We start from the raw sequence: 24,208 nt of genomic DNA, 5'->3' as shown, positions 1-24,208 counted from the left end.
GCTAAACAGTCATGAGGCGTGCACCTCGTCCGTCGGCTCCGTGCCCAATACAGACATCTGCGTGAGCAGATCAAATTGGAGCGATCGGCCACGAGCGGTCATACGCCATAACCTGTCGAAGGTCCGCTCTTCTTCGTGTACCGGGTGTTCAAGCGGGTGGCTGCAGCTTTGATCGGCGCCCGGACCAGAGGCTGATGTCGTAGCTCAGCAGTCCCAACAGGCCGGCCTCGGCGACGGTAGAAGGCGAAGGCCAAGTAGCACCGGTGGCGACGGCCGGGACGAGGTTCGGGTGCCGGCCACCAAACCCTTGGTCATGGCGATGAATGATGCATCGGCGACTGACACCTTAAGAGTGAGGTTGTTGTCGCGATTCCCGCAACGGCCCAGCAGGCGCTGGCAGACGCAGTGAGGCCGAGCCCTTGCGATTCGGCTTGGCCGGAGCGGACCGTAGAGGGACCTGTCTGGCGCTTTTCGGCGAGCGCGCTTGAGTCCAATACGTCTGGCTCAAGGCGTGATCGCGACTTTCAGAACGCCGTCGCGCTGGTGGCCGAAGAGTTCGTAGGCTGCCTCGATGTCGTCGAGCTTGAAGCGGTGCGTCACCATCGCCTCCAAGTCGACCCGCCGCGCGGCGATCACCGCCATCAGCCGGCGCATGCGCTCCTTGCCACCGGGGCAAAGCGTCGTGACGATTTTGTGATCACCCAACCCGGCGGCGAAGGCTCCGAGCGGGATCGTCAGGTCGGTCGAATAGACGCCGAGGCTCGACAGTGTTCCGCCCGGGCGCAGCGCCCGAAGGCACGCCTCGAAGGTCTGTTGCGTGCCGAGCGCCTCGATCGCCACGTCCACGCCACGGCCGTCGGTGAGGCGCATGATCTCCTCGACAGGATCTACCTTGCTCCCATCGATCACGTGATCGGCGCCCAATTTCGTGGCGATGGCCAGGCGGTCGGCGAGCCGGTCAACTCCGATCACGGTCGCGGCACCGCTGAGTTTGGCACCCGCTGTGGCGCACAGGCCGATCGGACCCTGGGCAAACACCGCCACCGTGTCGCCAATGCACACCCCCGCGCTCTCAGCACCGCTGAAGCCGGTCGACATGATGTCGGGGCACATCAGCACCTGCTCGTCGCTGAGCGAGTCGGGCACCGGCGCCAGGTTGGCCATCGCGGACAGCCGATCATCTCGGCATTGACCGTCGAGCTCGCTGGCACCTTCAACCTGTCTCACACGTCGGAGCGGTGGAAGAGGTTCACGTCCCGGCAGACGATCGTCGCCCGCCGCCCCGGCTTCCTCTGGGACGCAGAGATCGCTCTGCTGCCTGGGCTAGCGGTACGAGTGCTCGACGCCTACATCGGGGGTCAAGGCATGCTGCACGCCGCGGTGCTGGGCCTGTTCCAGGTGGCCGACATTCACGGCGATGGGGAGATCGCCCGCGGCGAGCTGTTCCGCTTCTTCGCTGAAGCGGCGTGGTACCCGACCGCGCTGCTGCCGAGCCACGGTGTTCGCTGGGACGCGTTCGACGACCACTCTGCATATGCCACGCTCGTGGATGGCCCGCTCACGCTGACACTGCTGTTCCGATTCAACGACGCCGGCTTGATCGACTCGTTTCGTGCGGAGGCGCGCGGCGCCATGGTCGGCCGGACGATGGTCATGATCCCGTGGGAGGGCCGGTGGTCCGACTATCGGACGCGAAACGGCATGACGGTGCCGAACGTCGGCGAGGTCGAATGGCTTTGGCCAGAAGGGCGCAGAAGCTACTTCCGCGGCACCGTGACGTCGATGCGTTTCGAGTTTCTGCCGTGACCACACGCCTGGGCGTCGCTGGAGCCGTCGCCGGTGCGATCGGCTTGGTCCTTGCAGTGGGCACCCTGTGGATCAGCGGGCGCTTCGAGCGCGACATGAAGCTGGCGATGGCCCGCGTGGCGCAGGGCAGCACGCTGCTCTCCACCCGCTGCGGCGTCATAGTGTACCAGGAGGCGGGCTCAGGGATTCCGCTACTGGCGGTGCACGGAAGCGGCGGCGGACACGACCAGGGCATGGCGTTTGCGGCTGCGCTGACGCATCGGGGGATCCGGGTGATTGCGATGTCGCGCTTCGGCTACCTGCGCACCCCGATGCCGGCAGATGCCTCGGCAGCCGCGCAGGCCGACGCTCATGTGTGTCTGCTGGATGCATTGGGAATTCGACGCGCTGCAGTCATGGGCGGCTCGGCAGGCGCCCCATCCGCCCTGCAAATGGCGATCCGCCATCCCGATCGGGTCGCTGCGCTGGTGCTCCTGGTGCCGCTCGCCTACAAGCCAGCTGCACAGGCGGATTCCGCGCCGCCGCTGCCGACTTGGGTCGAAAGCACGATGATGACGCTGATCGGTTCAGATTTTCTGTTCTGGTCAGCGCTTCATGTCGGCCGCAACTCGCTGATCCGCGTCGTTCTGGCGACCCCTCCCGAGCTGCTGTCGAGTGCCAGCCCAAGCGAGAACGCGCGCGTTGATGGCATGCTCAACAATATCTTGCCGGTATCGAGTCGCGCTGCGGGTATGCGCAGTGATTCGTTGGTGGGAAAGAAGTTGACGACAGCGCCACTGGAGGCGATCAGGGCACCGACACTGGTGATCAGCGCCCGCGACGATGGCTACGGCACGTATGCGAGTGCGCAGTACACCGCCACTCGGATTCCGGGAGCCAAGTTCGTCGGTTTCGAGACGGGGGGTCACACATGGGTCGGGCATGACGATGAAGTGATGTCCGAAATCGCGAAACTGCTCAGGTCACCGGGGTGAAGAACACCGCCTCGGACCACGCTGCCAAGCAGCAGTCCAGCGCATGGAGGTCTGCGGGTTACGGGGTCGAAACTGCCAAGCTAAACGGGCTCGATCCGCAAGCGTATCTGCGCGAGGTGCTCGCACGCATTGCGGATCAACCGCATCGTGGACTTGCTGCCCTGGAATATCGGCGGGCACCGCGTTGAGCAACGATTGGCAGCATGAACCACAGCACCAGGTTGCGCAACGAAGGAAGACGCAGTGAACCTGCAAGGCACCGACCCGATAAGCGCTGCGACCGGGACGATGGACTCCGGAAGGGCCTATGTCGACCGGTCTGGAAGCCACTTCTGGGCGTGGGTCACAGCGTCTCTTCAGGTCGTTTCACCGTTCCATCTCCCTTTCCAAGGAGAATTGCACCTGACCGCCGGGGCGCTCCGCGCAGCGTCAATGAACTCCCGTCAAGCTCCTAGGCCGGCACCTCACGCAGTGGTGGGATCGTATCGGGCACGGCGTCGTCGTGGTGTGTCGATGCCGACGCGCGATGGTTGATGAACGCGAGCGCGATGGCTCCCAGCGCACCCGCCGTCGCGATGGCGATGAAGTTCTGCTCCAGTGGCAGCTTCAGCGAAACTAGCAAGCCGATCAGCAGCGGCGCCATGATCGCGCCGGTGCGACCTATCCCCGCTGCCATCCCGATACCAGTCGATCGGATTGCCATGGGGTAGTACTGGCCGCAATACGCGTAGGCGACGATCTGGGCGCCGGTGGTGCAGGTTCCCACCAGTGCGACGATCACGTAGAGCACCTCCTGCGATGTCTTGATGGTCATCATGTACAGGAACACCGCTCCCAGCGCGTACATGATCACCAGCACGTACTTGATGTTGAACTTGTCGGCAAGCCATCCCCCGGAGATGGCGCCCACCATGGCACCCACGTTCAACGCCAAGGAGAACGTCAGGGCAGAGCCGAGGCTGTACCCTGCCATCGCCATCAGCTTGGTCAACCAGGAACTGAGCGCGTAAATCATGAACAGTCCCATAAAGAACGCGATCCAAAACATGATCGTGCTGAGAGCGCGGCCATCCTGGAACAGCTGGCGGACGGGCGCTGCCCCGGCCTTGTCCTCCGCTGGCAGCAGGAACTCTTCGTGTGCCTCCATCCGCAGGTCCGGCGCGAGGCGGCCGACGACTTGCCGCAAATGGGTGTCGTCATGATGCTTGATAAGGAAGGGCAACGACTCCGGCATCATCTTCAGGATGAACGGAATCAGCAGCACCGGCACGCCGGCGGCGATGAACACCGACTGCCAGCCATAGCTTTCAATAAACTGCTTGCCGACCAGCGCTGCGAGGATGCCACCGACCGCATAGCCGGAAAACATGATAGTCACCATGCGGCTTCGGATCGTCTTGGGTGAGTACTCGGTCATCTGCGCCACGATATTGGGCATCACCCCGCCGATGCCGAGGCCTGCAAGGAATCGCAACACGCTGAACGTGTACGGATCACTCGCAAAGCCGGCCGCCGCGGTGAAGACACTGAACAGGAAGACGCAGATGGAGATCGTCCAGCGGCGGCCGATCCTGTCGGAAAGGGTTCCAAGGAATATCGCCCCGAACATCATTCCGAACAGGGCCGAACTCGCCATGAATCCGGCCGTCGAGGCGTCGACGTTCATGTCCTTCATGATGCTGGGCAGCGCGATGCCCGCCACCGCAAGGTCGTAGCCATCGATGATGATGATGAGCACACACCAACAAAGAACAAGTGCGTGAAAGCGATTGAACTTGGCCTCGTCGACCAGTTTGTGAACGTCTATCCGATGCATGATGGGCTCCGCTTTGCTTTGGTCGATGACTCTGGCCTGAGCTACCGTTTTTTCACTTCAGTAGCCGCGGCCATACGCTCGCTTGCAGCGGTGACTTGTTGCGCAACAGCGGCCTGTCCTCGGGCTAGGAGGCCCATAAGGTTCTCAGCGTTCTCACGCGCAAAGGTCGCATAGTTCTCGGCGAGACTTCGGACGAGGTCAGCGTGTGCACTGGACGCCGCCGCGCCACCAAAGGCCTTCTGCGCGAGATCCAGAAACTTCTCCGCGTTGGCCTTCGCCAGTTCCGCGACCTCCGGGGATTGTGCGAAACGCGTCACGAGTTCCGTGTTGGACGTGGACAGCTTGACGAAGGGTTGCGTGAGGTCATTCATATAGATCTTTCTCCGGGATGCCCCGGTCATTGAGGCCATTCGATTCTTAAAGCACTACCAGCAGCCTGTATCAGCCAGTGCCTCTGATCAGAGCAAAAGACTCCGTGAGGCCTTGTGGTCCGATTCCGCCGCACGGAACCTGTGCTTGCGCCCATTTCCTTGCCTTCCCCTGTGTACCGCGAAGCGTCAGTCCGGTCGGTGCGGTAGAGCACCCACAGGCGCATTCATCGCGCATGCCGGGGTCCATCACGTATAGCGCTCGCGCGAACAACGAGCGGCCTGGGGCGGCCCGCAGTCAGACCAGGCTGAGGGCTTGCACCTGCTGCGGCTCTGCTGAAACCATCCTGGCCGGGCGCTTCGCGGACGAGGTTGTCATTACCACGGCCTCGCCGTCGATGACGACGGTCTCCCCAACCGCGCAGACCGTTTCGAGCGTCACGCGGCGGCGCAGCGCATCGACAGACTTGACGCTGACACTCGCATGCACCGTTTCGCCAATGCGTACCGGCGCACGGAAGTTCAGCAATTGGCTGAGATAGATCGTGCCGGGCCCTGGAAGATGGTTGGCCACCGCCGCCGAAATCACGCTGGCCGTAAGGAAGCCGTGCGCGATACGGCCGCCGAAGCGCGTCGTGGCCGCGAACTCTTCGTTCACGTGCAGGGCGTTGTTGTCACCCGATACGCCAGCGAACAGGACGATGTCGGCCTCTGTGATGGTCTTCGAGAAGGTTGCGCGCATGCCCACCTTCAGGTCTTCGACGTCGTAGCCGTTCATGTCGTTCATGTTGTCTCCCCCAGCTAGAACTGGGCATCCGTCAGGCCGAGGGTCGTCGACGCTCCATGCAGGACCGTGTCACGCAATGCGCCGGCCCCGGGCAATACGTGCATCGCATAGTGATGCGATGTGATCCGCTTCGCGTTCAGGAAATCGGCGTCCGTGTCTCCGCGCCAATCGCAGCGTGGCGACTTGCGCAGCGCGCGCCGTCAACCAGCCGGCGATCACCGTGCCGCAGAGCCGCAGGTAGGGCACGGCCCCGGCCGCCGCATCGCGCGGCGAAGCGGCCAGCAACCAGTCGGTGGCTTCGGCGAGCGCACGCAACCCGGTTCCTAGTGCCAGGGCCACGCCCGCGAGCACCGCGTCATCGGTTGCGCCCGGCGCATGAAGCGAGTCGACGTCGGTCTGCATCACCGCGATTAGCTCCTTCATCGCCGCGCCGCCGTCGCGCGTCAGCTTGCGCCCGATCAGGTCGTTGGCCTGGATGCCCGTTGTTCCTTCGTAAATGGTAGTGATTCGTGCATCGCGCATGTGCTGCGAGGCGCCGGTCTCTTCGATGAACCCCATGCCGCCGTGAATCTGCACGCCGTCCGACGTGATACCCAACGCGTTGTCGGTACACCAACCCTTGACGACGGGTATCAGCAAGTCGACCAGCGCCTGCGCCTTGTGCCGCGTGGAGGGGTCCTCGTGGCCATGAGCACGGTCCATCTGACCGGCCGCGTAGTAAGCCAGCGCACGCATCGCCTCGACGCGTGCCTTCATGTCCATCAGCATGCGGCGCACGTCCGGGTGGCCGATGATGGTCGCACTGGCGCCGCCTTCGCGGCCCAACGTCTTGCCTTGAACGCGGTCGAGCGCAAACTGCCGTGCCTTCTGGTAGGCGCGGTCGGAAATGGCCACGCCTTCGAGGCCCACGTTCAGGCGTGCGTGATTCATCATTGTGAACATGCAGGCGAGTCCCTTGTTGGGCTCACCGACCAGCCAGCCGAGCGCGCCCGGCCCCTCGCCGAACGACATCACAGCCGTTGCGCTGCCGTGGATGCCGATCTTGTGTTCGATCGAGGCGCATACGAGGTCGTTGCGCTCACCAAGCGAGCCGTCGGCATTCACGAGGAACTTGGGGCAGACGAACAGTGAGATACCCTTCACGCCCGGCGGCGCATCTGGCAGACGCGCCAGTACGAGATGGATGATGTTGTCCGCCATGTCGTGCTCGCCCCAGGTGATGAAAATCTTCGTGCCGCTGATGCGGTAGTGGTCTCCATCCGGAATGGCCTTGGTGCGAATGGCTGCGAGGTCGGAGCCGGCTTGGGGCTCGGTGATGTTCATGGTGCCGGTCCAGCGGCCTTCGATCATTGCCGGCAGATAACGCTGCCTCAGTTCCTCACTGCCGTGATGCGTGATGGCCTCCACGGCGCCCAGCGTGAGCATCTGGCACAGCGAGAACGCCATGTTGGAGGCCTTCCACATCTCGAGCACCGCGGTCGACACCAGCGTAGGCATCCCCTGCCCGCCGAACTCGGTGCCCGAGGGCATGCCGTTCCATCCGCTCTCGCAAAAGCCCGTGTAGGCGTGCCTGAACCCGTCGGCGGTGGTCACGACGCCGTTGCTCCATTGGCACGACCAGGTCGCCGGTGACTTCCTCATTGCCGACCTGCGCCAGCACGGCGTCTAGCCCACCATGCTCCTGCATCGCAAACAGCATTTCGTGCAGCGGGGGTGAATAGAAGTTCATGATGGCCCTCAAACAATGGCAGTGGCGGAATGCAACTGTTCACGCAGCACGAACTTTTGGATTTTCCCCGTGGAGGTCTTGGGCAAGACGCCGAAGATGACCTGCTTGGGGACCTTGAACCGAGCCATTTCCGCACGGCAATGCGCGATGATTTCCGCCTCCGTCGCAGTGGCACCCATGCGCAGTTCAACGAAGGCCGCGGCCACCTCGCCCCATTTCTCATCCGGCTTTGCCACGACGGCCGCCGCGAGCACCGCGGCATGGCGATACAGCACTTCCTCGACCTCGACACTGGAAATGTTCTCGCCACCGGAGATGATCACGTCCTTACTGCGATCTTTGATCTTCACGTAGCCATCAGACTGCATGACCCCCAGGTCGCCCGTGTGGAACCAGCCGCCCGCAAACGCTTCCTCCGTGGCCTGTGCGTTCTTCAGGTAGCCCTTCATCACCAGATTGCCGCGGAAGAAGATCTCGCCGATCGTTTCCCCGTCGGCCGGCACAGGTTCCATCGTCTCGGGGTTCAGCACGACGACGGCCTCTTGCATTGGATAGGCCACGCCTTGGCGCGCGTTCAGGCGGGCGCGCTCGCCCACCGGGAGCGCAGCCCACTCGACCTGCTGGGCGCATACCGCCGCTGGGCCGTAGACCTCCGTCAGCCCATAGACATGGGTGATCGCGATCCCTATCTGTTCACAGCCTTCGATGATCGCGGCGGGCGGCGCGGATCCGGCGATCAAGCCTTTGACTGCGTGGCCAATGCCGCGCTGCGCTTCAGGCGCGTTGATCAACATGCCGTACACGATGGGCGCACCGCAGAGGTGGGTGACCTTGTGCTCGCGGATCAGGTCAAACACTATCTCCGGTTCGAACTTGCGCAGGCAGACGCTGGCGCCGGATTGCAAGGCCAACGTCCACGGGAAGCACCAGCCATTGCAATGGAACATCGGCAGCGTCCAGAGGTAGACGGGGTGGCGCGGCATCTCCCACGTCACGACGTTCGACACAGCGTTGAGGTAGGCGCCCCGGTGATGCGTCACCACGCCCTTGGGGTTCCCGGTGGTGCCGGAGGTGTAGTTCAGGGCGATGGCATCCCACTCGTCGGAAGGAAGCTTCCAGCGAAAGTCGGGGTCGCCATGCGAAAGAAAGGACTCGTATGAAACGTCGCCGAGCGAATTACCGGCCGGCGCATCTTCGTCCTCGACCTCGATCACGAATGGCCGCCTGTCGCCAACCATCGCGAGTGCTTTCTCGATCACGCCCGCGAATTCTCGGTCGGTCAGAAGCACCTTGGCCTCACCGTGTTGCAGCATGAACGCGATCGCCTCCGCGTCGAGGCGCGTATTGAGCGTGTTGAGCACGGCGCCCGTCATCGGCACGCCGAAATGAGCTTCAAACATCGCCGGCACGTTGGGCAGCATCACCGCTACGGTATCGCCCGCGCCAACCCCGCGTTGCACAAGAGCACTGGCCAGTTGGCGACAGCGCGCGTGTGTGTCGCGCCAGGTTTGCCGTCGTGTTCCGTAGATCAGCGCGACGTGCCCCGGATAAACGCTGGCTGATCGTTCCAAGAAGCTCAAGGGCGACAAGGGCACGAAATTGGCTTCGTTCTTGTCTAGGCCGAATTCGTAAGGATGGGTTCTTTTCATGGTGATGTCCGTTCTTCGGCGCCGCTTCAGGCGCCTAGCCGTTCCAACATAGGCGCACTAGGTGAATTCGTCTGTGCGCTGCCGTACCACCTGCGGCGCCGAAGCTGGCAGTCAATGGAAACGCATCACCCACTTGCGCAACTCGCTGTACCAGAGCACCGTACTGGCCATCGCGACGCACAACAGCCACTCGTCGGGCGCAAGCGGCGCGGTTCCAAACGCGAGATTGAAAATGCCGAGGTGCACGACTGCGATCTGCAACACAACGGACAGCGCGACGGCACCCCAGAGCCAACGGTTGACGAACGGGTGCGAGAAGGCGCTCCGATGGTCGGAGCGCGCGTTGAAGCAATTGAAAAGCTGCGCGAGCACCAGCACGGTGAAGCCAGCAGTCCGGACCATGGCCAAGTCGTTGTCGCCCTCGATCATCCGCCCGGCAGAAAGAGGTCGATGCTCAGCAGCGTCGTCGGTGCCATCACCAAGCCGATCTGGACCACCCTCTCCACATTTGCGCGTCGATCACGCGTTCGCCGCGACCGCGCGGCTTTTGGGCGATCACGTCGTCACCCGGCGGGTTGACGCCCATGGCCAGCGCAGGCCCCGAGTCGGTGACGAGGTTGATCCAGGGGATCTGCGTCGCGAGAAGCGGCAACAGGCGCGAGTGGTGCCGACAACTTCGCTGGAAGAATGCAGACGGTGCAACTGTCAGCGCTGGCGCCGGTGGCCCAGCTTCAAGCTGTACAAAATTTGAGTCGCGTCATCAGGGTCAGGCCTGTGGTCGAGGTGCAACTGTTCTGCGAAGCGCCTCATAAGGTCGTTGTCCGACGCGTCGCTGGAGTGCATCTCGGCGATGCCTCTCTGCCTCGCAGCCTCCATCAGATGGTGCATCAGGTGCATCCCAAGCCCCTTGTTCTGCCACTTGTCGCTGACGGCCACCGCGAACTCGCAATCTCCGCCTCCCGGCTGCGCACTGAAACGCGCGACGCCGATCTGATGATCCTGGGATTCATCGTCGACGACGGCGACGTAAGCGACATCAGTCGCCGGGTCGATGACCGTGAGTTGCTTGAGAAGCGCGTCACCGGGTGAGCGCATCGTGTCCAGGAATCGAAATCGACGCGAAGCGGGCGAAAGTTCCTCGATGAATCGGCGCTCCATCGCTGCGTCTTCTTGGTGAATCGGACGAATGCGTATGCGATCGCCGCCTCGCAACACCTCCGTCCAACTCTCGTCAAGTTCATCCGCGCCGGCCCTGTTGGGAACGACGGGCAACGACTCGGGCATCGAATTCGCAGAGATTCCGGAAGCGATCATGGTGTGGCTTTCAAAGGGCGGGCAGATCTGCTCCTACCTTGCTCGCAAGGCTGCGCGGAGTCTGTACGTTGGCCCACTCAGCGATTACCGTACGTGAATCGCGACGCTGCAGAGCCGGCGTGCCCGCAACTGCATTTGGCCGCCGTCATCTTGTGAGCGCGCTTCACCGTCCATGCGCTGACCGATGGCCGAAGCGCCGCAAGTGAAGGTCGACCAGAATCGGGGGCAACGCCAGCACGGCCAATGTGAAGGCGATTGGAATGGTCGCCGCGAAACCCACAGCCTTGAATGCCAAAGCGCCGACCACGCCCCCCGCGAAGAACGACGCCAGGATGGCGCAATGAATGAAGAGTTTGTCGCGGTTGGCCTTCACGAAGTGCACGCTGTTGGCCGCCGCGTTGCGGTTCCAGTAAAACAGCCGGCCCAACTCGATGCCGATGTCGGTGGCGATACCGGTCATGTGCGTCGTTCGAATCTCGGCACCGGAAATCTTGGTGATGATCGCGTTCTGCAGGCCCATGATGAAGCACAGCAGCAGTACCGTGGAGGGCACCATGAGGTGGGCGAAGGACGCGAGATTCGCACCCGCCAGGCCGAACAACAGCAGCAGCGCCGCCTCGACCATCAAGGCCAGCGCATATTTGCTGTGCAACCTTTGGCGGCGTGCCCAGTTGATCAGCAGCGCCGTGCAGGCCGCCCCGCTCACGAATGTCGCAAGCGCCACCACGCCTGCGAGCGCCAGTGTCACGCTGCCGATTGCGAAGTCGTCGGCGACCGACGACACGATCCCCGTCATGTGAGAGGTGTAGCGCTGCACAGCGAGAAAGCCACCGGCGTTGATGGCGCCCGCAACGGCGGCAAGCACGCAGCCCAACTGGCGATTGGCCGCCTGGGTGCGCCGCCTCCCGACCAGCCCGTACAGGAAGTCTGCCCAACGCGCGGTCATGTTCAATGCGTTGTAGCTGAGCGAAGCGAAATGGTCTGTGCGGCGCCGCACCATCCATCCTGTCGGTGCACTGGCGCACCGACAAGTACGGCGCACGGGTCTACAAGGTGATGCCACATCTACAAGGTGATGCCACATCTACCAAAGAGAGAGACGAAATGACCCCACGTGACGTTGTGATTCTGGGCGCGGCCCGCTCGGCGATCGGCACCTTCGGCGGTGGCTTGGCAGACACGGAGCCCGCCGAACTGGCGGGAACCGTAATGAAGGAGGCCGTCCGGCGTTCAGGCGTCGACCCGAAGGCAATCAACTACGTGACCGTCGGCAACACGATTCCGACCGATAACCGCTTTGCCTACGTGGCGAGGGTCGCAGCGATCCAGGCCGGCCTGCCGGTGGATTCGGTCGCGATGTCCGTCAATCGCTTGTGCTCGTCAGGCCTCCAGGGCATCGTGACCACCGCGCAGAACATTCTGCTCGGCGACTGCGACTACGGCGTAGGCGGCGGCGTGGAAGTGATGAGCCGGGGCGGCTACATGTCTGCCTCGATGCGTTCGGGAGCGCGAATGGGCGATACCCCGATGATCGACATGATGGTCGCGACGTTGACCGACCCGTTCGGCGTGGGCCACATGGGGATCACGGCTGAAAACCTGGTGGCCAAATGGGGCATCACTCGCGAAGAGCAGGACGCGCTTGCCGTCGAATCGCATCGACGCGCAGCAGCCGCCATCGCCGAAGGGCGCTTCAAGTCGCAGATCGTGCCCATCGTCAAGCAAACCCGCAAGGGTGAAGTCACCTTCGACACGGACGAGCATGTCAAGGCAACAACTTCGATGGAGACCCTGGCGAAGATGAAGCCGGCCTTCAAGAAGGACGGCTCGGTGACGGCAGGGAACGCGTCAGGGATCAACGATGGCGCCGCGTTCTTCGTCCTCGCCGATGCGAGTGTGGCAGCAGCGGCTGGCCACAAGCCGATGGCCCGGCTGGTGTCGTATGCGGTGGCCGGTGTTCCGAACGAAATCATGGGCGAGGGACCGATCCCTGCGACGCGGCTGGCCTTGAAGAAGTGCGGTATGTCGCTCGACCAGATGGACGTGATCGAAAGCAATGAGGCCTTTGCCGCACAAGCCATCGCGGTGGCGCGCGGGCTGAAGTTCGACATGAAGAAGGTAAATCCGAACGGCGGCGCAATTGCCCTGGGCCATCCCATCGGCTGCTCCGGTGCGTTCCTCGCGACCAAGGCCATCTACGAGCTGCACCGTACGGGCGGACGTTATGCGCTCGTGACGATGTGCATTGGGGGTGGCCAAGGCATCGCCGCGATATTCGAACGCCTCTAGGGTCGTGCTCGCCGTGCATCGCCGCAGACGATTGCCGAGGCCGAATGCAGCTGCTCACGCAGAACGAATTTTCTAGATCTTGCCGGTAGGGGTCTTGGGCAAAAGGCCGAAGATCACCTGCTGGGAACCTTGAAACGTGCCATCTCCGCGCGGCAGTGCTCGATCATCTCGGCCCCCGTAACCTTGAGGCCCTTGCGCAGTTCGACTAACGCGGCGGCGACTTGGCCCCATTTCGCGTCAGGCTTAGCCACGACCGACGCATTCAGCGCTGCGGGATGGCGCTACAGCGCGTTCGCGCCTCGGCATCGAGTCGGGTGTTGAGGGTGTTCAGCACGGCGCCCGTCGTCGGCCGGCCAAACTGCGCTTCGAACATTGCAGGCCATGGGCAGCATGACGGCGACAGTGTCGCCGGCACCGACGCCCTGTCTCATGAGTGCGTCCGTCAGCGGCCGCATTGCTCAAAGGTCTCGCCCCAATTCTGACGACGCCAACCGCAGAGGATGGCCGTGCGAGCGGGGTAGGCACTCGCCGTGCGTTCGATGAACGCTTAGCGGCGATAGGGCCAAGAAATTGGCCTCGTCCTTGTCCAGGCCAAATTCGCAGAGATGGTTTCGCGTCATGCCGCGTCCTGTTCCTGGCTGCTGCCGCAGCATCTCCTGGAGTACCCGGTCAAGGCGTTGCATCGTGACGCTCGTGAGTGCGACATCGCACAGACTTTGGCATTTTTTCGCTATACGCTGAGTCCATGCACTCCGAGCAATGCCATGTCTCTCGCCCTCTTTGCCGCTGAATCCCTGGTCCGCGATTTTCTGAATGGACGCACGCTGCCGACCGCCTTGCACGCCGCAGTGGTGCAGGCGGTCGAAGCAAGGCTCGTGGGCGGTCTGACACCGGTACTGGAGGAGCCGCTGTGCAAGACAATGGATGATGCGGCGACTTCTCCGCCCCCATGGTCGGTGGAATCGGTCCTCAAAGCTGCTCGGGAGCGCTGTATTCAGCTTCGGAGAGCCTCGAAAGCGATGAGCGGGCAGTACGCGATATAGACGAGCTCATCAAAGCTGCAAGCCCCTGCCGGGTGCATGCGCATTGCCGTGGCGTGACGGAATCAAAGCGGTGTCGATGTCGTCACGGGGCACTAACCCGGACGTTTGTCCGGCTCGTTGACGTGGGCATCCATGATGAAGCGCTTGACGCGGGAGTTCAATGATGAAGACGCATCCAGAGCCAGGCACGTGCCGTCCTCACCAGACACCTCCGCCAACCTCAACGCTCCGCCGCGTGCTTTCGTCGTGGTGGGGCGCATATTTGAACGCAACAGCCTGCATATTTCTTGCGCGAACTGCGGCGATTGCCGCATCGCTGGCGGTAACAATCGGCGCCTTCGCTCAAGCCCAGGCTCAAAGTCAAAGTGCAGCGCCCGCTCGATCAGATGCACAAGTGCGAGAACTCCAGAAAGAAAGTGAGACGCTGCAAGTGCCGCTGGGCCAGTTCACCGCCGAGCGCGATGCGGTCTCGACGCCCTTGCCGGACGGCAAGTCCGCAGGCGCAAAGCTGGTCTCAGCCTATTGCGCGCAGTGCCATGCGGCGCCCACGCCCACACTGCATACCGCCATGGAATGGTCTAGCGTGACCCAGCGCATGCACATGCAAATGGACAGCCGCTGGCAGAGCGTCAACACGCCGACTGAACAGGAAATGGACACAATCGTCGCGTACATGCAGAAACACGCTCGGCAATAGGCACGTGCTTCGTGCGCAGCCATTGGCTGGCCTCGCATCACGACGCGGATCGCGGGCCGATCCAGGCAGCACAGCGGGAAGGCTGCGTTCTAGGAGACACAAGATTGAGAATTGCTTTGGCCACCTGTGAGCGCTCTTAGTGGTACGTCTGAGTCGGCGCGCGTGGTTGTGCCAGCGTGGGCCGGCCTAGGAAGACGAGCGGTCAGGACCCGCCTGCCCACAAGGCTCGTGCGGTAGCGGACACGGATTTCAGTTCAAGTGCATATACTGAAAAGCGGGGTGTGCGCGAGCATGCCCAAGGTCATCCCTGTGGCTCATATTTCGGAGGAAGCGATGGCCCTTCGACCTGAACCGAGAAAGAATCACCTGTTGGGCACACTGCCCGACGCCGAATGGCAGCGGTGGCTACCTCAGCTCGAAGCGGTCGAGATGCCGCTGGGCCAGGTGCTGTACGAATCGGGTACCACGCTGAGCCACGTCTACTTTCCGACATCTGCCATTGTCTCCTTGCTGTACGTCATGGAGAACGGTGCCTCCGCGGAGATCGCCGTGGTCGGCAATGAAGGCATCGTCGGAATCTCGCCGTTCATGGGCGGAGAGTCGACGCCCAGTCGTGCCGTCGTGCAGAGCGCAGGCCATGGCTTCCGGCTCAAAGCACAGGCGATCAAGGACGAGTTCAACCGGGCCCCGGTCCTTCACCTGCTGCTGCGCTACACCCAGGCCTTGATCACGCAGATGGCGCAAACGGCCGTCTGCAACCGGCACCACTCGCTGGATCAGCAACTGTGCCGCTGGCTGCTGCTGAGCCTGGACCGGCTGCAGGGCAGCAATGAACTCGTGATGACGCAGGAACTGATCGCCAACATGCTCAGGGTGCGCCGCGAAGGCGTCACCGAAGGTGCACTCAAGCTGCAGAGGGCCGGGCTGATCAGCTATGCGCGTGGTCACATCTCGGTCCTGGACCGTCAAGGGCTGGAGCGGCGCTCCTGCGAGTGCTATGCGGTGGTGAAGAAGGAATACGACAGACTCCTTCCCGACAAGATAGCCATCTAGGACAGCACGATGGCATGGCCTGGTCAGCCTCTTAAATCGACCCTCGCGAGAGATTTTTCCTGCCGCAGCGAAATTTTCGAGGTCATAAGCGCAATCCTTTAAGCCGTCGAGCTGGCGTCAGCGAAGGACCGGCCCCGATCTGTTGAGGGTCTGGTAGTAGGTTTCCCCTCGCCCAAGAGGAAAAGATCCAAAGATCCTGGCGGCAGTTCGTCAATCGTAGAAGCGTAGGGCTCCAGCTTCGGATACGGGTGTTCGCAGCGCTAGAGCTCTGCCGGGCAGAAGGCCCATCTGCCCAAACTTGACGAAGCCAGCATCGTGTCGGCCACCAGCGACGTCGACGACGAGGCGCGAATACTTTAGCTTCAGAGCGGAACCAGTCATCCCAGCTGTTGTGCCCGAGGAAGGCACGTGGGCCTCCGCACGTCGGAGCGGAGGTTCGTTTCGGATCGGACTGCTGCAGGAATTGAAGTACCCGATTGAATGCACGTAGGTCGAAGAGCCTTGCGAAGGTCGACGACCGCTCTTGGCAGTAGAGCAAACATTCGGGGCGCCCAGTCGAAAGACCCGAGATGGGCCCGGAATTGCCGTCGAAGGGCGGCCCGGGGAATGCCGTTCTGCAGCGATAGCAGCCGATGGCGAGGGCAGGACGGAACCGCTGCATCGTGCCCAATGCAGCCTTACCGTGGTTGCGGTGCCGTCGTATCGCGGGCCAGGATTTCCCCTTCGTCGGCGTCGCGCCATCCGCTCGACAGCAGCCAGTCACTAGACTCAATCTCGTGGCGCTGGTCTGAAGGCTGATCAGGAACTCGCATGTTCGGGCAGAAGCGTCACAGGCCGCTGCGTGAGGCGGGACGATGAGGCCTCGTGTGCTGTGGGCGAAGTGCAGGAATGCGTGGGGGCGGCCGCTGTCTTCATCGAAGCCCAACCGGGCGCGCAACGCTGCGAAATGAACATGAGTCCGGCGGATAGGACGGGGAAGGAGACGACGCGAGAAAGATTCCGCTGACCCTGCGGGGAATGCTTAACAGCCGCGCCGCGATCTCATATGGGGGTTACGCCAAGCATGTCTGCCCAAAGCGATGCAGAAACGCTGGGGCCGCGTCGCGCCTGCTTCCCTCGGGGTCGCGCGCCGCGCGGCCCTTCGCATTTCTGAAATGGTGTTTTTCACCGCGGGACCTTAGTCCGAACGCCGTCGAATCGCACACTTGCTTCGTCAGAAACGACGTCCCACAAGCAAGGAAGCGAATCATGAGTTCCACCCCTCCCGCCAGTGAATGCGCGCAGAAGAGCACGCCCGCAGATCCCCCACCACCGGTATCGACCGAGTGGGACGAATGGAAGCCGGTGCGCGATCTGAGCTGAGGCCGCGCCATGACCACCACCCCCTACGAGACCTTGCGCCTTCGCATTGACGACGGCATCGCGACGATCACGCTCGCGCGTCCCGAGAGCCTTAATGCCTTCACCCAGCAGTCGCTGGTCGAGCTGCGTTCCGCATTGAAAGCCGTGATCGCGTCGCCGGCACGTTGCCTGGTGCTGACGGGCGAGGGCCGCGCCTTCAGCAGCGGCGCCGACCTTGCGGCGCCGCGCGACGGGCTGGATGAAAATGACCCGGACGAGTTCCTGCGCGACTACTTCGTGCCACCGTTCCGGATGCTTGCCGGGATGGAAATCCCGACGATCGCCGCGGTGAACGGGCCTTGCGCGGGCTCGGGCATGAGCCTGGCGCTGAGCTGCGACATCGTCATCGCCTCGGAGTCGGCCTTCTTCCTTCAGCCCTTCGTCAGTATCGGCCTGGTGCCGGACCTGGGCTCCAGCTGGCTGCTGCCGCAGGCCTTGGGGCGGGCCCGTGCCACCGGACTGATGCTGCTGGGAGAAAAGCTGCCCGCCGCCGATGCGGCCGCCTGGGGAATGATCTGGAAGACCGTCCCGCCCGATCAACTCGAGCACGCCGTGCTGGAGACGGCGCGCAAGTTGAAGGATGGTCCGAGCCGGGGGCCGGCCATGATCAAGCAATTGATTGCGCGCGGCCTGCGCAACGGGCTTGCAGAGCAGATGCAGGCCGAACTGGAGTTCCAGCGTGTCGCGCTGCGCAGCGCCGATCACATCGAGGCCCGGGCCGCGTTCAAGGAGAAGCGTGCGCCGGTGTTCGTTCGATAGCCATGGCGCAAGAATCCACCCCCTTGCCGGTCGCCAACGCGGAAACCGTCGGCACGGCATCTGAAACCGATCCGCGCGCGAACGGGCTGATGCGCGGCTCGCCGCCTCCCGAGGACAAGCGCGTCGTGCTTTCCAACGCGCTCGAATTTCCCCAACTGCGCTGGAGCGCCAGCCACTGGCGGGAACTCGCGCCCACCCAGCGCGTCTCCCGCGGTACGGGCGCGGCGGCGCCGCTGCCTCGAAACGAACGCGATCTTTCCGGCGTCCGCATCAGGACGTTGACCGGCGCGGACATGCGTTTCCCCGAGGCCCTCGAAGCAACGTATCTGGACGGACTCGTCGTGCTGCACAACGGTTCGATCGTGTTCGAGGAATATCGGGGCGAGGGCGGCCCGGACCAGCCCCACCTGTGCTTCTCCGTCACCAAATCGATGGTCGGCATGCTGGCGGTCGATCTCATCGTGCAAGGCCTGATCGACGACAGGGCCAGGGTCACCCGCTACGTACCGGAGCTGGACTGCGAGACCTTCGGCGACGCGACCGTGCGCAACATCCTCGACATGACGATCGCCGCCAGGTGGTCCGAGAACTATGCGGACCCTGCGGCCGAGATCCGGTCCTACGGGGTGCCGTCCGGCCTGCGCGAACGTTCGGCCGACTACACCGGGCCGACGCACCTGGCCGACTACCTTCCCAATGCCATGCAGCGCAACGGCGAGCATGGCAAGGCCTTCGTGTACATCACGCCGCTGTCGGACGTGCTGGCCTGGATTGTGGTGCGCGCCAGTGGCAAGCCGCTGTCGCAGCTCTTGAGCGAGCGTGTCTGGGCGCCCATGGGTGCGGAGCACGATGCCTATTTCAACGTGGACAGCGTGGGCGCTGCAGTCGCCGGCGTGGGCTTCAGTTGCGCCCTGCGGGACATGGCCCGGGTGGGAGAGCTGCTGCGCTGTCGCGGCAGCCTGATGGGACAAAGGGTGTTCGACCCGCAGGTGTGCGATGCCCTGTTCCAGCCTGCCAGCGCACAAGAGAAGGCGGTCTTTGCCGCGGGTGCGTTCGCTTCCCTGAAGGAGTGGTCCTATCGCAACCAGTGGTGGATGACGAACAACGCCAGCGGTGCCATCACGGCGCGCGGCATCTACGGACAGGCGCTCTACATCGACCCCAAGGCCGAAGTCGTGATTGCGCGATTTGCATCGATGCCGACCGCTTCCAACCTGGCAAACGATCACATCTCGCTGCCGCTTTACCAAGCCATTGCGGACGCCCTGGCTTGATGGGCGCCAAGCGCGCGCGGCTCCCCGTGCTCAGGAAAAAGGCGTGCGAGTGCGCGGCAGCGCGTGCACGCGCGCCGGCGAGATGGCGCACACCTCGATCCATCCGTCGTCCTCGGCCACATAGGCCTCGCCTTCGAAGAGCACAGAGCGATTGGTGAAGACCGTGTCGCCGAACCAGGTGGGCGGCGACACCACGCTCACCGTGCCTTGCTCGGCCACCAGTGAAAAGCCCTTGTCGATGGACAGGCGCAGTTTCTGGCCCGGCAGCAGCCGGGTCAGACCGTAGAGATCGCTGGTCATGCTGAAGCACCTCGAAAGATGACGATCCCGCGCTACTGCGCCGGGTAGTCCCAGACATCGGGCGGCAGCTTGTCCTTGAGCGATGCGTACATGGCATCGCGGAACAGCTTCACTGCGGGATACGGCCGCATGGCAATGGTTCGTTCCACGATCAGCCCTTGCTCGTTGTCCACGATGACTTCCAGGCTCTCGAGCTTGCGGCCCTCGATGCTCCCTTCCCAGCGCAGGAAGGTGGTTCGCTCATCGATCTTGAGCTCGGAGGTGTAGGTGCCGCTGCCGCGCGTGGAGCTGGACTGGGCGAAGATGGCCGACACGGCTTCACGCCCCGCGATCGAGCGGGCCAGTATGGGGCTGTTGAAGACGACGTTGTCGGCAAGCAGTGCGCTTACCTGGGCGGGTGTCGAGCTGCCGGCTTCGCGCAGCTTGCGTAGTGGATGCATGGTGGTTCTCCGTCTAATGGGTGGAGGGCTGCGTCTTGCAGGCCCGTGGATCCACTTTAGGTGGGGGACCGCGATAGAAAAAGCCGCATTTGCGCAAACCGCCTTTCCCGCTTCTGGAATAGTCGCGAACACCTTGTGCGACTTCGGTTCGAGAGATCCGTGCGGCTCCAGTCGGACGACGCCAGGCCTTCGGCTGCCCAGACTTCGTCCATCGACTGGCGGTGGGCGTTGGTCGGTTCATGTTCCAACCGAAGGAGAGTTCCATGTTGTTCAACATTGCCTGGCGAACCCTGCCACGGCGCACCCTGGCCAGCACCACGCTGGCATTCGCAAGCCTTGCCGCAACCCTGCCGCTGCTGGCGGCGCCGACGGACGCCGCTCCCGACCTCAGCGTGCGCCCCTTCAAGGTGCAGGTTCCAGAAGCCGAACTGGCCGCGCTGCGACAGCGCCTGGAGAGGATCCGATGGCCGCACAAGGAGACGGTCTCGGACCGCTCGCAGGGCGTGCAGCTGGACAAGCTGCAGGAACTGGTGGGCTACTGGAGCACCATATACGACTGGCGAATGGCCGAGGCGCGGCTGAACGCGCAGCCGCAGTTCGTCACGCGCATCGACGGGCTGGACATCCACTTCATCCACGTGCGCTCCAGGCATCCCAATGCCATGCCACTGATCATCACGCACGGCTGGCCGGGCTCGGTGTTTGAGCTGCTCAAGGTGATCGGTCCTCTGACCGATCCCACCGCGTTCGGCGGCCGCGCGGAAGACGCCTTCGACGTGGTCATTCCGTCCATGCCGGGCTATGGCTTTTCCGAGCAGCCCACCGACACCGGCTGGGGACCCGAGCGCATGGCCCGCGCGTGGGACGTGCTGATGCAACGCCTGGGCTACACGCAGTACGTGGCGCAGGGCGGCGACTGGGGGTCGGTGGTGGCGCAGGCGCAGGGCAGGCAGGCGCCCAAGGGCCTGCTGGGCATTCACGTCAACATGCCCGCCACGGTGCCTGCAGACGTGGCCGCCGCACTCAAGACGGGCGGGCCGGCGCCGGCTGAATTGTCCGCAAAGGAAAAGGCGGCCTACGACTCGATGAACCGCCTGTACACCCGAGGCGGCGGCTACGCCGGCGTGATGGTCACGCGCCCGCAGACCCTGGGCTACAGTCTGGCGGATTCGCCGGTGGGCCAGGCCGCGTGGTTCTATGACAAGTTCGCCGACTGGACCTTCAGCGGCGGCGTGCCCGAGCGTTCGCTCAGCCGCGACGACATGCTGGACGACATCACGCTGTACTGGCTCACCAACAGCGCGACCTCGTCGGCGCAGCTCTACTGGGAGAACAACAACAACAATTTCAATGTGGTGGAGCAGAGAACGCGGGAGATCAAGGTGCCGGTGGGCGTGACCGTGTTCCCCGGCGAGATCTATCAGGCGCCCAGGAGCTGGGCACAGCGCGCCTACCCGAATCTCAGCTACTTCCACGAGGTGGAGAAGGGCGGCCACTTCGCTGCCTGGGAAGAGCCGCAGCTGTTCGCGCAAGAACTGCGCGCTGCGTTCCGGCCGCTGCGCGCGCAGCACTAGCCGCACGCGTCGCCGGGCCGCGCCGGGCAGTCCCTTGTCAGAAGGTGTGGTCGCCAATCACGCGTGCCACCGTCTGCAGGGACTGCCTGAGCTTGTCCAGGTCGACGGAGCCAAGCGCCAGGCGGATGGCGTGGGGCACCTGGGCGGCTGTGGAGAAGGGGGCCGCCGTCGATACCGAGATGCCCTCGCGCAGCAGCGCCTTCGCGACGGCATCGGCCCGCACCTCATGGGCCAGTGGCAGCCAGAGGAAGTAGGAATTAGGATGGCCGACCTTCTTCAGGCGGCCCAGCGCCTGGTCGGCGACGCCCTGGCGCGCTGCCGCGTCGCGCCGCTTCTCGTCTTCGAGGCGGGCCACGGTGCCATCCTCCAGCCAGCCGCAGGCGATGGCCGTCATGGCCGCTGGCGTGTTCCAGGTCGTCGCGCGGATGGCGCCCCGGATCTTGTGAACCCGTTCCTGCGGGGCGCAGACAAAGCCCACGCGAAGGCCGGTGGCCACGCTCTTGGACAAGCCGCTGACGTAGACCGTGCACTCGGGCGCCAGGGCGGCCAGGGGCGGCGGCGCTTCCGTGGCGAGGAAGGCATAGGCCGCATCCTCGATCAGGATCAAGCCGTGCTGCCGCGCGATGGCGACCAGTTCCCGCCGTCGTGCCGCGCCCATGACCCAGCCGAGCGGGTTGTGCAGCGTGGGCATGGTGTAGACGCCGCGCACGCGCCGCCGCTTGCACAGGCCTGCCAGCGCCTGCAGGTCCGGGCCATTTCCGGCCGAGGGAATGGGCACGAGTTCCAGCCGCTGGGTTTCTGCCACCAGCTTGAAGCCCGGATAGGTCAGTGCGTCGGCGGCAATCACGTCGCCAGGCTCGAACAGGGCCATGGCGGTAGTCGCCAGCCCATGGGTCGCGCCGCTCACCAGCAGCACCGTGTCGGGCGAGGCCGGGATGCGGCAGCTGGCCAGGTGCCGTGCCACCGTCGCGCGCTCATGCTCGCGCCCGCCGTGGGGCTGGTAGCGCAGCAGCGACTCGAGGTCGCCCGTGGCCGCCAGTTGCCGCAAAGCCGCCCTGAGCAGGCCTGCCTGGTCGGGCAGGGCGGGGTAGTTGAAGCTCAGGTCCACCATGTCCGCGCTCACGGCGTGCAGGTCGATGCCTTCGCCCCGAGGCAAGGCCTCCTTGACGAAGGTGCCGCGCCCGGTTTCTCCGCTGACCAGGCCCATGGCCTGCAGTTCCGCATAGACGCGGGTGGCGGTGACCAGCGCAATGCCTTCGCGCGCCGCGAGCTTGCGATGGGTCGGCAGCGCAGTTCCCGGCCGCAAGCGGCCCGCGCGAATGTCGCCCGCGAGCCGGTCGACCAGTTCCTTGTAGCGCGCCTGGGGCATGGGCTATGTATCCATGACAATTATTTGAGTGTATTGATTGTCGACCCTACCATGTCAGCACACAACGCTTTCACCCCCGCGAGGACGCCATGCACATCTCCATCCTGACCTTCGACGGCTTCAATGAACTCGATTCCCTGATCGCGTTCAACATCCTGAACCGGATCAAGCGGCCCGACTGGCGGGTATCGATTGCCGGCCCCACGCCCAGGCTGCGTTCGATGAACGGGCTGGTCATCGACACCCATGCCTCGCTAAAGGATGCGTGCGAGGCCGACGCGGTGCTGGTGGGCAGCGGCATCAAGACCCGGGACGTGGTGGCCGACCGCTCGCTGATGTCGCAACTGCAGTTCGACCCCACGCGGCAACTGCTGGGCGCGCAATGCTCGGGCGCGCTGATCCTCGCCAAGCTGGGCTGGCTGGCCGATGTACCGGCCTGCACCGATGTCACGACCAAGCCCTGGGTGGAAGAAGCCGGGGTGCCGGTGCTGAACCAGCCCTTCTTCGCCAAGGAGAACATCGCCACCGCCGGCGGTTGCCTCTCGGCGCACTACATGGCGGCGTGGTTCATCGCGCGCCTGGCGGGCGTGGAGGCGGCACGCTACGCCATCGACTACGTGGCCCCGGTGGGAGAGAAGGAAGCGTACGTGGCGCGCGCCATGGCGAACATCTCGCCGTACCTCGAGGAAGAACGAGTGGCGCGCCTGGCCTGAGCGCGCTCAATGGACGAGCTCGGGCGCGGCGTTCAGATCCATCGTGAGCTCGGTGATGATCGCCGAGCCTGCCTGCCGGCGGGGGCGAAAGCCCAGGCGGCGCGCCAAGTTCAGCATCTTGCGGTTTTCGGAGAGGGTTGTGCCCACCAGGCGCCAGACACCGGAAAGCCTGGCAAGGTCGACCAGCGCCAACAGCAGGTGCGCCCCCAGTCCCTTGCCCTGCCACGCGTCGGTGATGACCATGGCGAAATCCGCTTGGCCGTCCGGTCCGTCGATGACATAGCGCGCCACGGCGATCTGCTGCTCGCGGTCGTCGACGATGGCTGTGGCCACCACCGCGCCTTCATGTTCCCGATCGATCGCGGTCCAGCGTTGCAGTTCCGCGAGGGTGGGCTTCCTGGCGGACATGAGCCGCTGGTAGCCGGTGCGCGGCGACAGGCCCGCGACGAACTCGATTTCGCGTTCCAGGTCGCCCGGCTCGATCAGTCGCAGGTGGACGGGCATGCCATCGACGAGCAGATGCAGGTCGTGCCAGGGCGTCGTTGCCGCCGGATCGGCAGGCAGTGACAGGAGCTGGAGTGCCACGCTCGATGCGAGGCTGGGCGAATGGGGCATGACGGTCTCCTGGCTTCGGATTTAGGTGGCGCTCACGCTGGGCTGCGCGAACTCGCGCCCCACCATGGCCCGTGCCAACAGGTAGTTGTTGCGCCCACGTTCCGACAGGGTGGACATATCCACCAAGCCATGCGCATCGCAGGGGAAGGCAAATCCCCGTCCGAGGTGAAACAGGGACTGGAAGCGGAGCTCGAAGGCTCCGCGGGAATCGATGTGGCTGGTGGGACTCATGGTGGCG

General features: G+C 64.0%; 23 protein-coding genes and 4 pseudogenes. 11 read left to right on the top strand and 16 right to left on the bottom strand.

Features of this window, described 5'->3' with window-relative positions; translation table 11 throughout:
• Positions 1 to 504: 504 nt before the first annotated feature.
• A pseudogene (locus QTI04_RS13310) lies at positions 505 to 1,161 on the bottom strand (zinc-binding dehydrogenase); the annotation flags it as partial.
• 27 nt (positions 1,162 to 1,188) lie between these two features.
• Here QTI04_RS13310 and QTI04_RS13305 point away from each other — a divergent pair.
• The 3 genes and pseudogenes from QTI04_RS13305 to QTI04_RS13295 form a co-directional block, all read left to right on the top strand.
• On the top strand, positions 1,189 to 1,806 hold the full coding sequence (locus tag QTI04_RS13305; protein ID WP_336621888.1) for a DUF6544 family protein: 618 nt from the start codon (positions 1,189 to 1,191) through the stop codon (positions 1,804 to 1,806).
• Positions 1,807 to 1,901: 95 nt separating this feature from the next.
• On the top strand, positions 1,902 to 2,780 hold the full coding sequence (locus QTI04_RS13300) for an alpha/beta fold hydrolase (RefSeq protein WP_286616084.1): 879 nt from the start codon (positions 1,902 to 1,904) through the stop codon (positions 2,778 to 2,780).
• Positions 2,781 to 2,845: 65 nt separating this feature from the next.
• A pseudogene (locus tag QTI04_RS13295) lies at positions 2,846 to 2,987 on the top strand (transposase domain-containing protein); the annotation flags it as partial.
• A 244-nt stretch (positions 2,988 to 3,231) separates the two neighbouring features.
• On the opposite strand, the gene QTI04_RS13290 reads toward QTI04_RS13295, so the two are convergent.
• The 9 genes and pseudogenes from QTI04_RS13290 to QTI04_RS13250 all read right to left on the bottom strand — a co-directional run bounded on the left by QTI04_RS13290 (position 3,232) and on the right by QTI04_RS13250 (position 11,389).
• Positions 3,232 to 4,596: an MFS transporter gene (locus QTI04_RS13290; RefSeq protein WP_286616083.1), complete on the bottom strand. Its 1,365-nt coding sequence runs from the start codon at positions 4,594 to 4,596 to the stop codon at positions 3,232 to 3,234.
• A gap of 41 nt (positions 4,597 to 4,637) precedes the next feature.
• Positions 4,638 to 4,967: a hypothetical protein gene (locus QTI04_RS13285; protein WP_286616082.1), complete on the bottom strand. Its 330-nt coding sequence runs from the start codon at positions 4,965 to 4,967 to the stop codon at positions 4,638 to 4,640.
• Positions 4,968 to 5,262: 295 nt separating this feature from the next.
• Positions 5,263 to 5,751 (bottom strand): MaoC family dehydratase, encoded by a 489-nt coding sequence (locus tag QTI04_RS13280; protein ID WP_286616081.1) that lies wholly within the window; start codon positions 5,749 to 5,751, stop codon positions 5,263 to 5,265.
• A 14-nt stretch (positions 5,752 to 5,765) separates the two neighbouring features.
• Positions 5,766 to 7,480: pseudogene (locus QTI04_RS13275) on the bottom strand (acyl-CoA dehydrogenase).
• An 8-nt stretch (positions 7,481 to 7,488) separates the two neighbouring features.
• Positions 7,489 to 9,129, bottom strand: coding sequence for an acyl-CoA synthetase (locus QTI04_RS13270; RefSeq protein ID WP_286616080.1), 1,641 nt, complete (start codon positions 9,127 to 9,129; stop codon positions 7,489 to 7,491).
• A gap of 111 nt (positions 9,130 to 9,240) precedes the next feature.
• Positions 9,241 to 9,531, bottom strand: a complete 291-nt coding sequence (locus tag QTI04_RS13265; protein WP_286616079.1) for a cation-translocating P-type ATPase C-terminal domain-containing protein — start codon at positions 9,529 to 9,531, stop codon at positions 9,241 to 9,243.
• Positions 9,532 to 9,604: 73 nt separating this feature from the next.
• A complete protein-coding gene (locus QTI04_RS13260) occupies positions 9,605 to 9,781 on the bottom strand; it encodes a cation-translocating P-type ATPase C-terminal domain-containing protein (RefSeq protein WP_286616078.1) in 177 nt (58 codons plus the stop codon).
• A 53-nt stretch (positions 9,782 to 9,834) separates the two neighbouring features.
• Complete coding sequence (locus QTI04_RS13255) at positions 9,835 to 10,443, bottom strand: GNAT family N-acetyltransferase (RefSeq protein ID WP_286616077.1); 609 nt, start codon at positions 10,441 to 10,443, stop codon at positions 9,835 to 9,837.
• Between the two features lie 163 nt (positions 10,444 to 10,606).
• Positions 10,607 to 11,389, bottom strand: coding sequence for a YoaK family protein (locus tag QTI04_RS13250; RefSeq protein WP_286616076.1), 783 nt, complete (start codon positions 11,387 to 11,389; stop codon positions 10,607 to 10,609).
• 158 nt (positions 11,390 to 11,547) lie between these two features.
• On the opposite strand from QTI04_RS13250, the gene QTI04_RS13245 reads away from it, so the two are divergent.
• Positions 11,548 to 12,732 carry an acetyl-CoA C-acyltransferase family protein gene (locus QTI04_RS13245; protein ID WP_286616075.1) on the top strand — a complete coding sequence of 395 codons (1,185 nt, stop codon included), beginning with the start codon at positions 11,548 to 11,550 and terminating at the stop codon, positions 12,730 to 12,732.
• Between the two features lie 113 nt (positions 12,733 to 12,845).
• Here QTI04_RS13245 and QTI04_RS13240 read toward each other — a convergent pair.
• Positions 12,846 to 13,001: pseudogene (locus tag QTI04_RS13240) on the bottom strand (hypothetical protein); the annotation flags it as partial.
• 495 nt (positions 13,002 to 13,496) lie between these two features.
• On the opposite strand from QTI04_RS13240, the gene QTI04_RS13235 reads away from it, so the two are divergent.
• From QTI04_RS13235 to QTI04_RS13215, 5 genes are all read left to right on the top strand, one after another.
• A complete protein-coding gene (locus QTI04_RS13235) occupies positions 13,497 to 13,775 on the top strand; it encodes a hypothetical protein (RefSeq protein ID WP_286616074.1) in 279 nt (92 codons plus the stop codon).
• Between the two features lie 262 nt (positions 13,776 to 14,037).
• Positions 14,038 to 14,472: a hypothetical protein gene (locus QTI04_RS13230; RefSeq protein ID WP_286616073.1), complete on the top strand. Its 435-nt coding sequence runs from the start codon at positions 14,038 to 14,040 to the stop codon at positions 14,470 to 14,472.
• 333 nt (positions 14,473 to 14,805) lie between these two features.
• Complete coding sequence (locus QTI04_RS13225) at positions 14,806 to 15,525, top strand: Crp/Fnr family transcriptional regulator (RefSeq protein WP_286616072.1); 720 nt, start codon at positions 14,806 to 14,808, stop codon at positions 15,523 to 15,525.
• Positions 15,526 to 16,896: 1,371 nt separating this feature from the next.
• Positions 16,897 to 17,685, top strand: a complete 789-nt coding sequence (locus QTI04_RS13220; RefSeq protein ID WP_286616071.1) for an enoyl-CoA hydratase-related protein — start codon at positions 16,897 to 16,899, stop codon at positions 17,683 to 17,685.
• Positions 17,686 to 17,687: 2 nt separating this feature from the next.
• Positions 17,688 to 18,959 (top strand): serine hydrolase, encoded by a 1,272-nt coding sequence (locus QTI04_RS13215; protein ID WP_286616070.1) that lies wholly within the window; start codon positions 17,688 to 17,690, stop codon positions 18,957 to 18,959.
• 30 nt (positions 18,960 to 18,989) lie between these two features.
• On the opposite strand, the gene QTI04_RS13210 is transcribed toward QTI04_RS13215, so the two are convergent.
• Positions 18,990 to 19,259 (bottom strand): hypothetical protein, encoded by a 270-nt coding sequence (locus QTI04_RS13210; protein WP_286616069.1) that lies wholly within the window; start codon positions 19,257 to 19,259, stop codon positions 18,990 to 18,992.
• 32 nt (positions 19,260 to 19,291) lie between these two features.
• Positions 19,292 to 19,699, bottom strand: a complete 408-nt coding sequence (locus QTI04_RS13205; RefSeq protein WP_286616068.1) for a hypothetical protein — start codon at positions 19,697 to 19,699, stop codon at positions 19,292 to 19,294.
• Between the two features lie 263 nt (positions 19,700 to 19,962).
• Here QTI04_RS13205 and QTI04_RS13200 point away from each other — a divergent pair, with 263 nt between their 5' ends.
• Positions 19,963 to 21,273, top strand: a complete 1,311-nt coding sequence (locus QTI04_RS13200; protein WP_286616067.1) for an epoxide hydrolase family protein — start codon at positions 19,963 to 19,965, stop codon at positions 21,271 to 21,273.
• Positions 21,274 to 21,310: 37 nt separating this feature from the next.
• Here the strand turns inward: QTI04_RS13200 and QTI04_RS13195 are convergent, their stop codons facing one another.
• Complete coding sequence (locus tag QTI04_RS13195; RefSeq protein WP_286616066.1) at positions 21,311 to 22,642, bottom strand: PLP-dependent aminotransferase family protein; 1,332 nt, start codon at positions 22,640 to 22,642, stop codon at positions 21,311 to 21,313.
• Positions 22,643 to 22,731: 89 nt separating this feature from the next.
• Here QTI04_RS13195 and QTI04_RS13190 point away from each other — a divergent pair, with 89 nt between their 5' ends.
• Positions 22,732 to 23,355, top strand: coding sequence for a DJ-1/PfpI family protein (locus QTI04_RS13190; RefSeq protein WP_286616065.1), 624 nt, complete (start codon positions 22,732 to 22,734; stop codon positions 23,353 to 23,355).
• A gap of 6 nt (positions 23,356 to 23,361) precedes the next feature.
• Here the strand turns inward: QTI04_RS13190 and QTI04_RS13185 are convergent, their stop codons facing one another.
• Positions 23,362 to 23,940: a GNAT family N-acetyltransferase gene (locus tag QTI04_RS13185; RefSeq protein ID WP_286616064.1), complete on the bottom strand. Its 579-nt coding sequence runs from the start codon at positions 23,938 to 23,940 to the stop codon at positions 23,362 to 23,364.
• A 51-nt stretch (positions 23,941 to 23,991) separates the two neighbouring features.
• The gene (locus QTI04_RS13180; RefSeq protein WP_286616063.1) at positions 23,992 to 24,201 is read right to left on the bottom strand and encodes a hypothetical protein; all 210 of its coding nucleotides are present in this window, start codon (positions 24,199 to 24,201) and stop codon (positions 23,992 to 23,994) included.
• Between the last annotated feature and the right edge of the window lie 7 nt (positions 24,202 to 24,208).

It is taken from the genome of Variovorax sp. J22R115, assembly GCF_030317005.1.
Classification (GTDB): domain Bacteria; phylum Pseudomonadota; class Gammaproteobacteria; order Burkholderiales; family Burkholderiaceae_C; genus Variovorax.
Note: the sequence above shows the minus strand (reverse complement) of the source record. Positions and strands in the feature narration are given on the sequence as shown.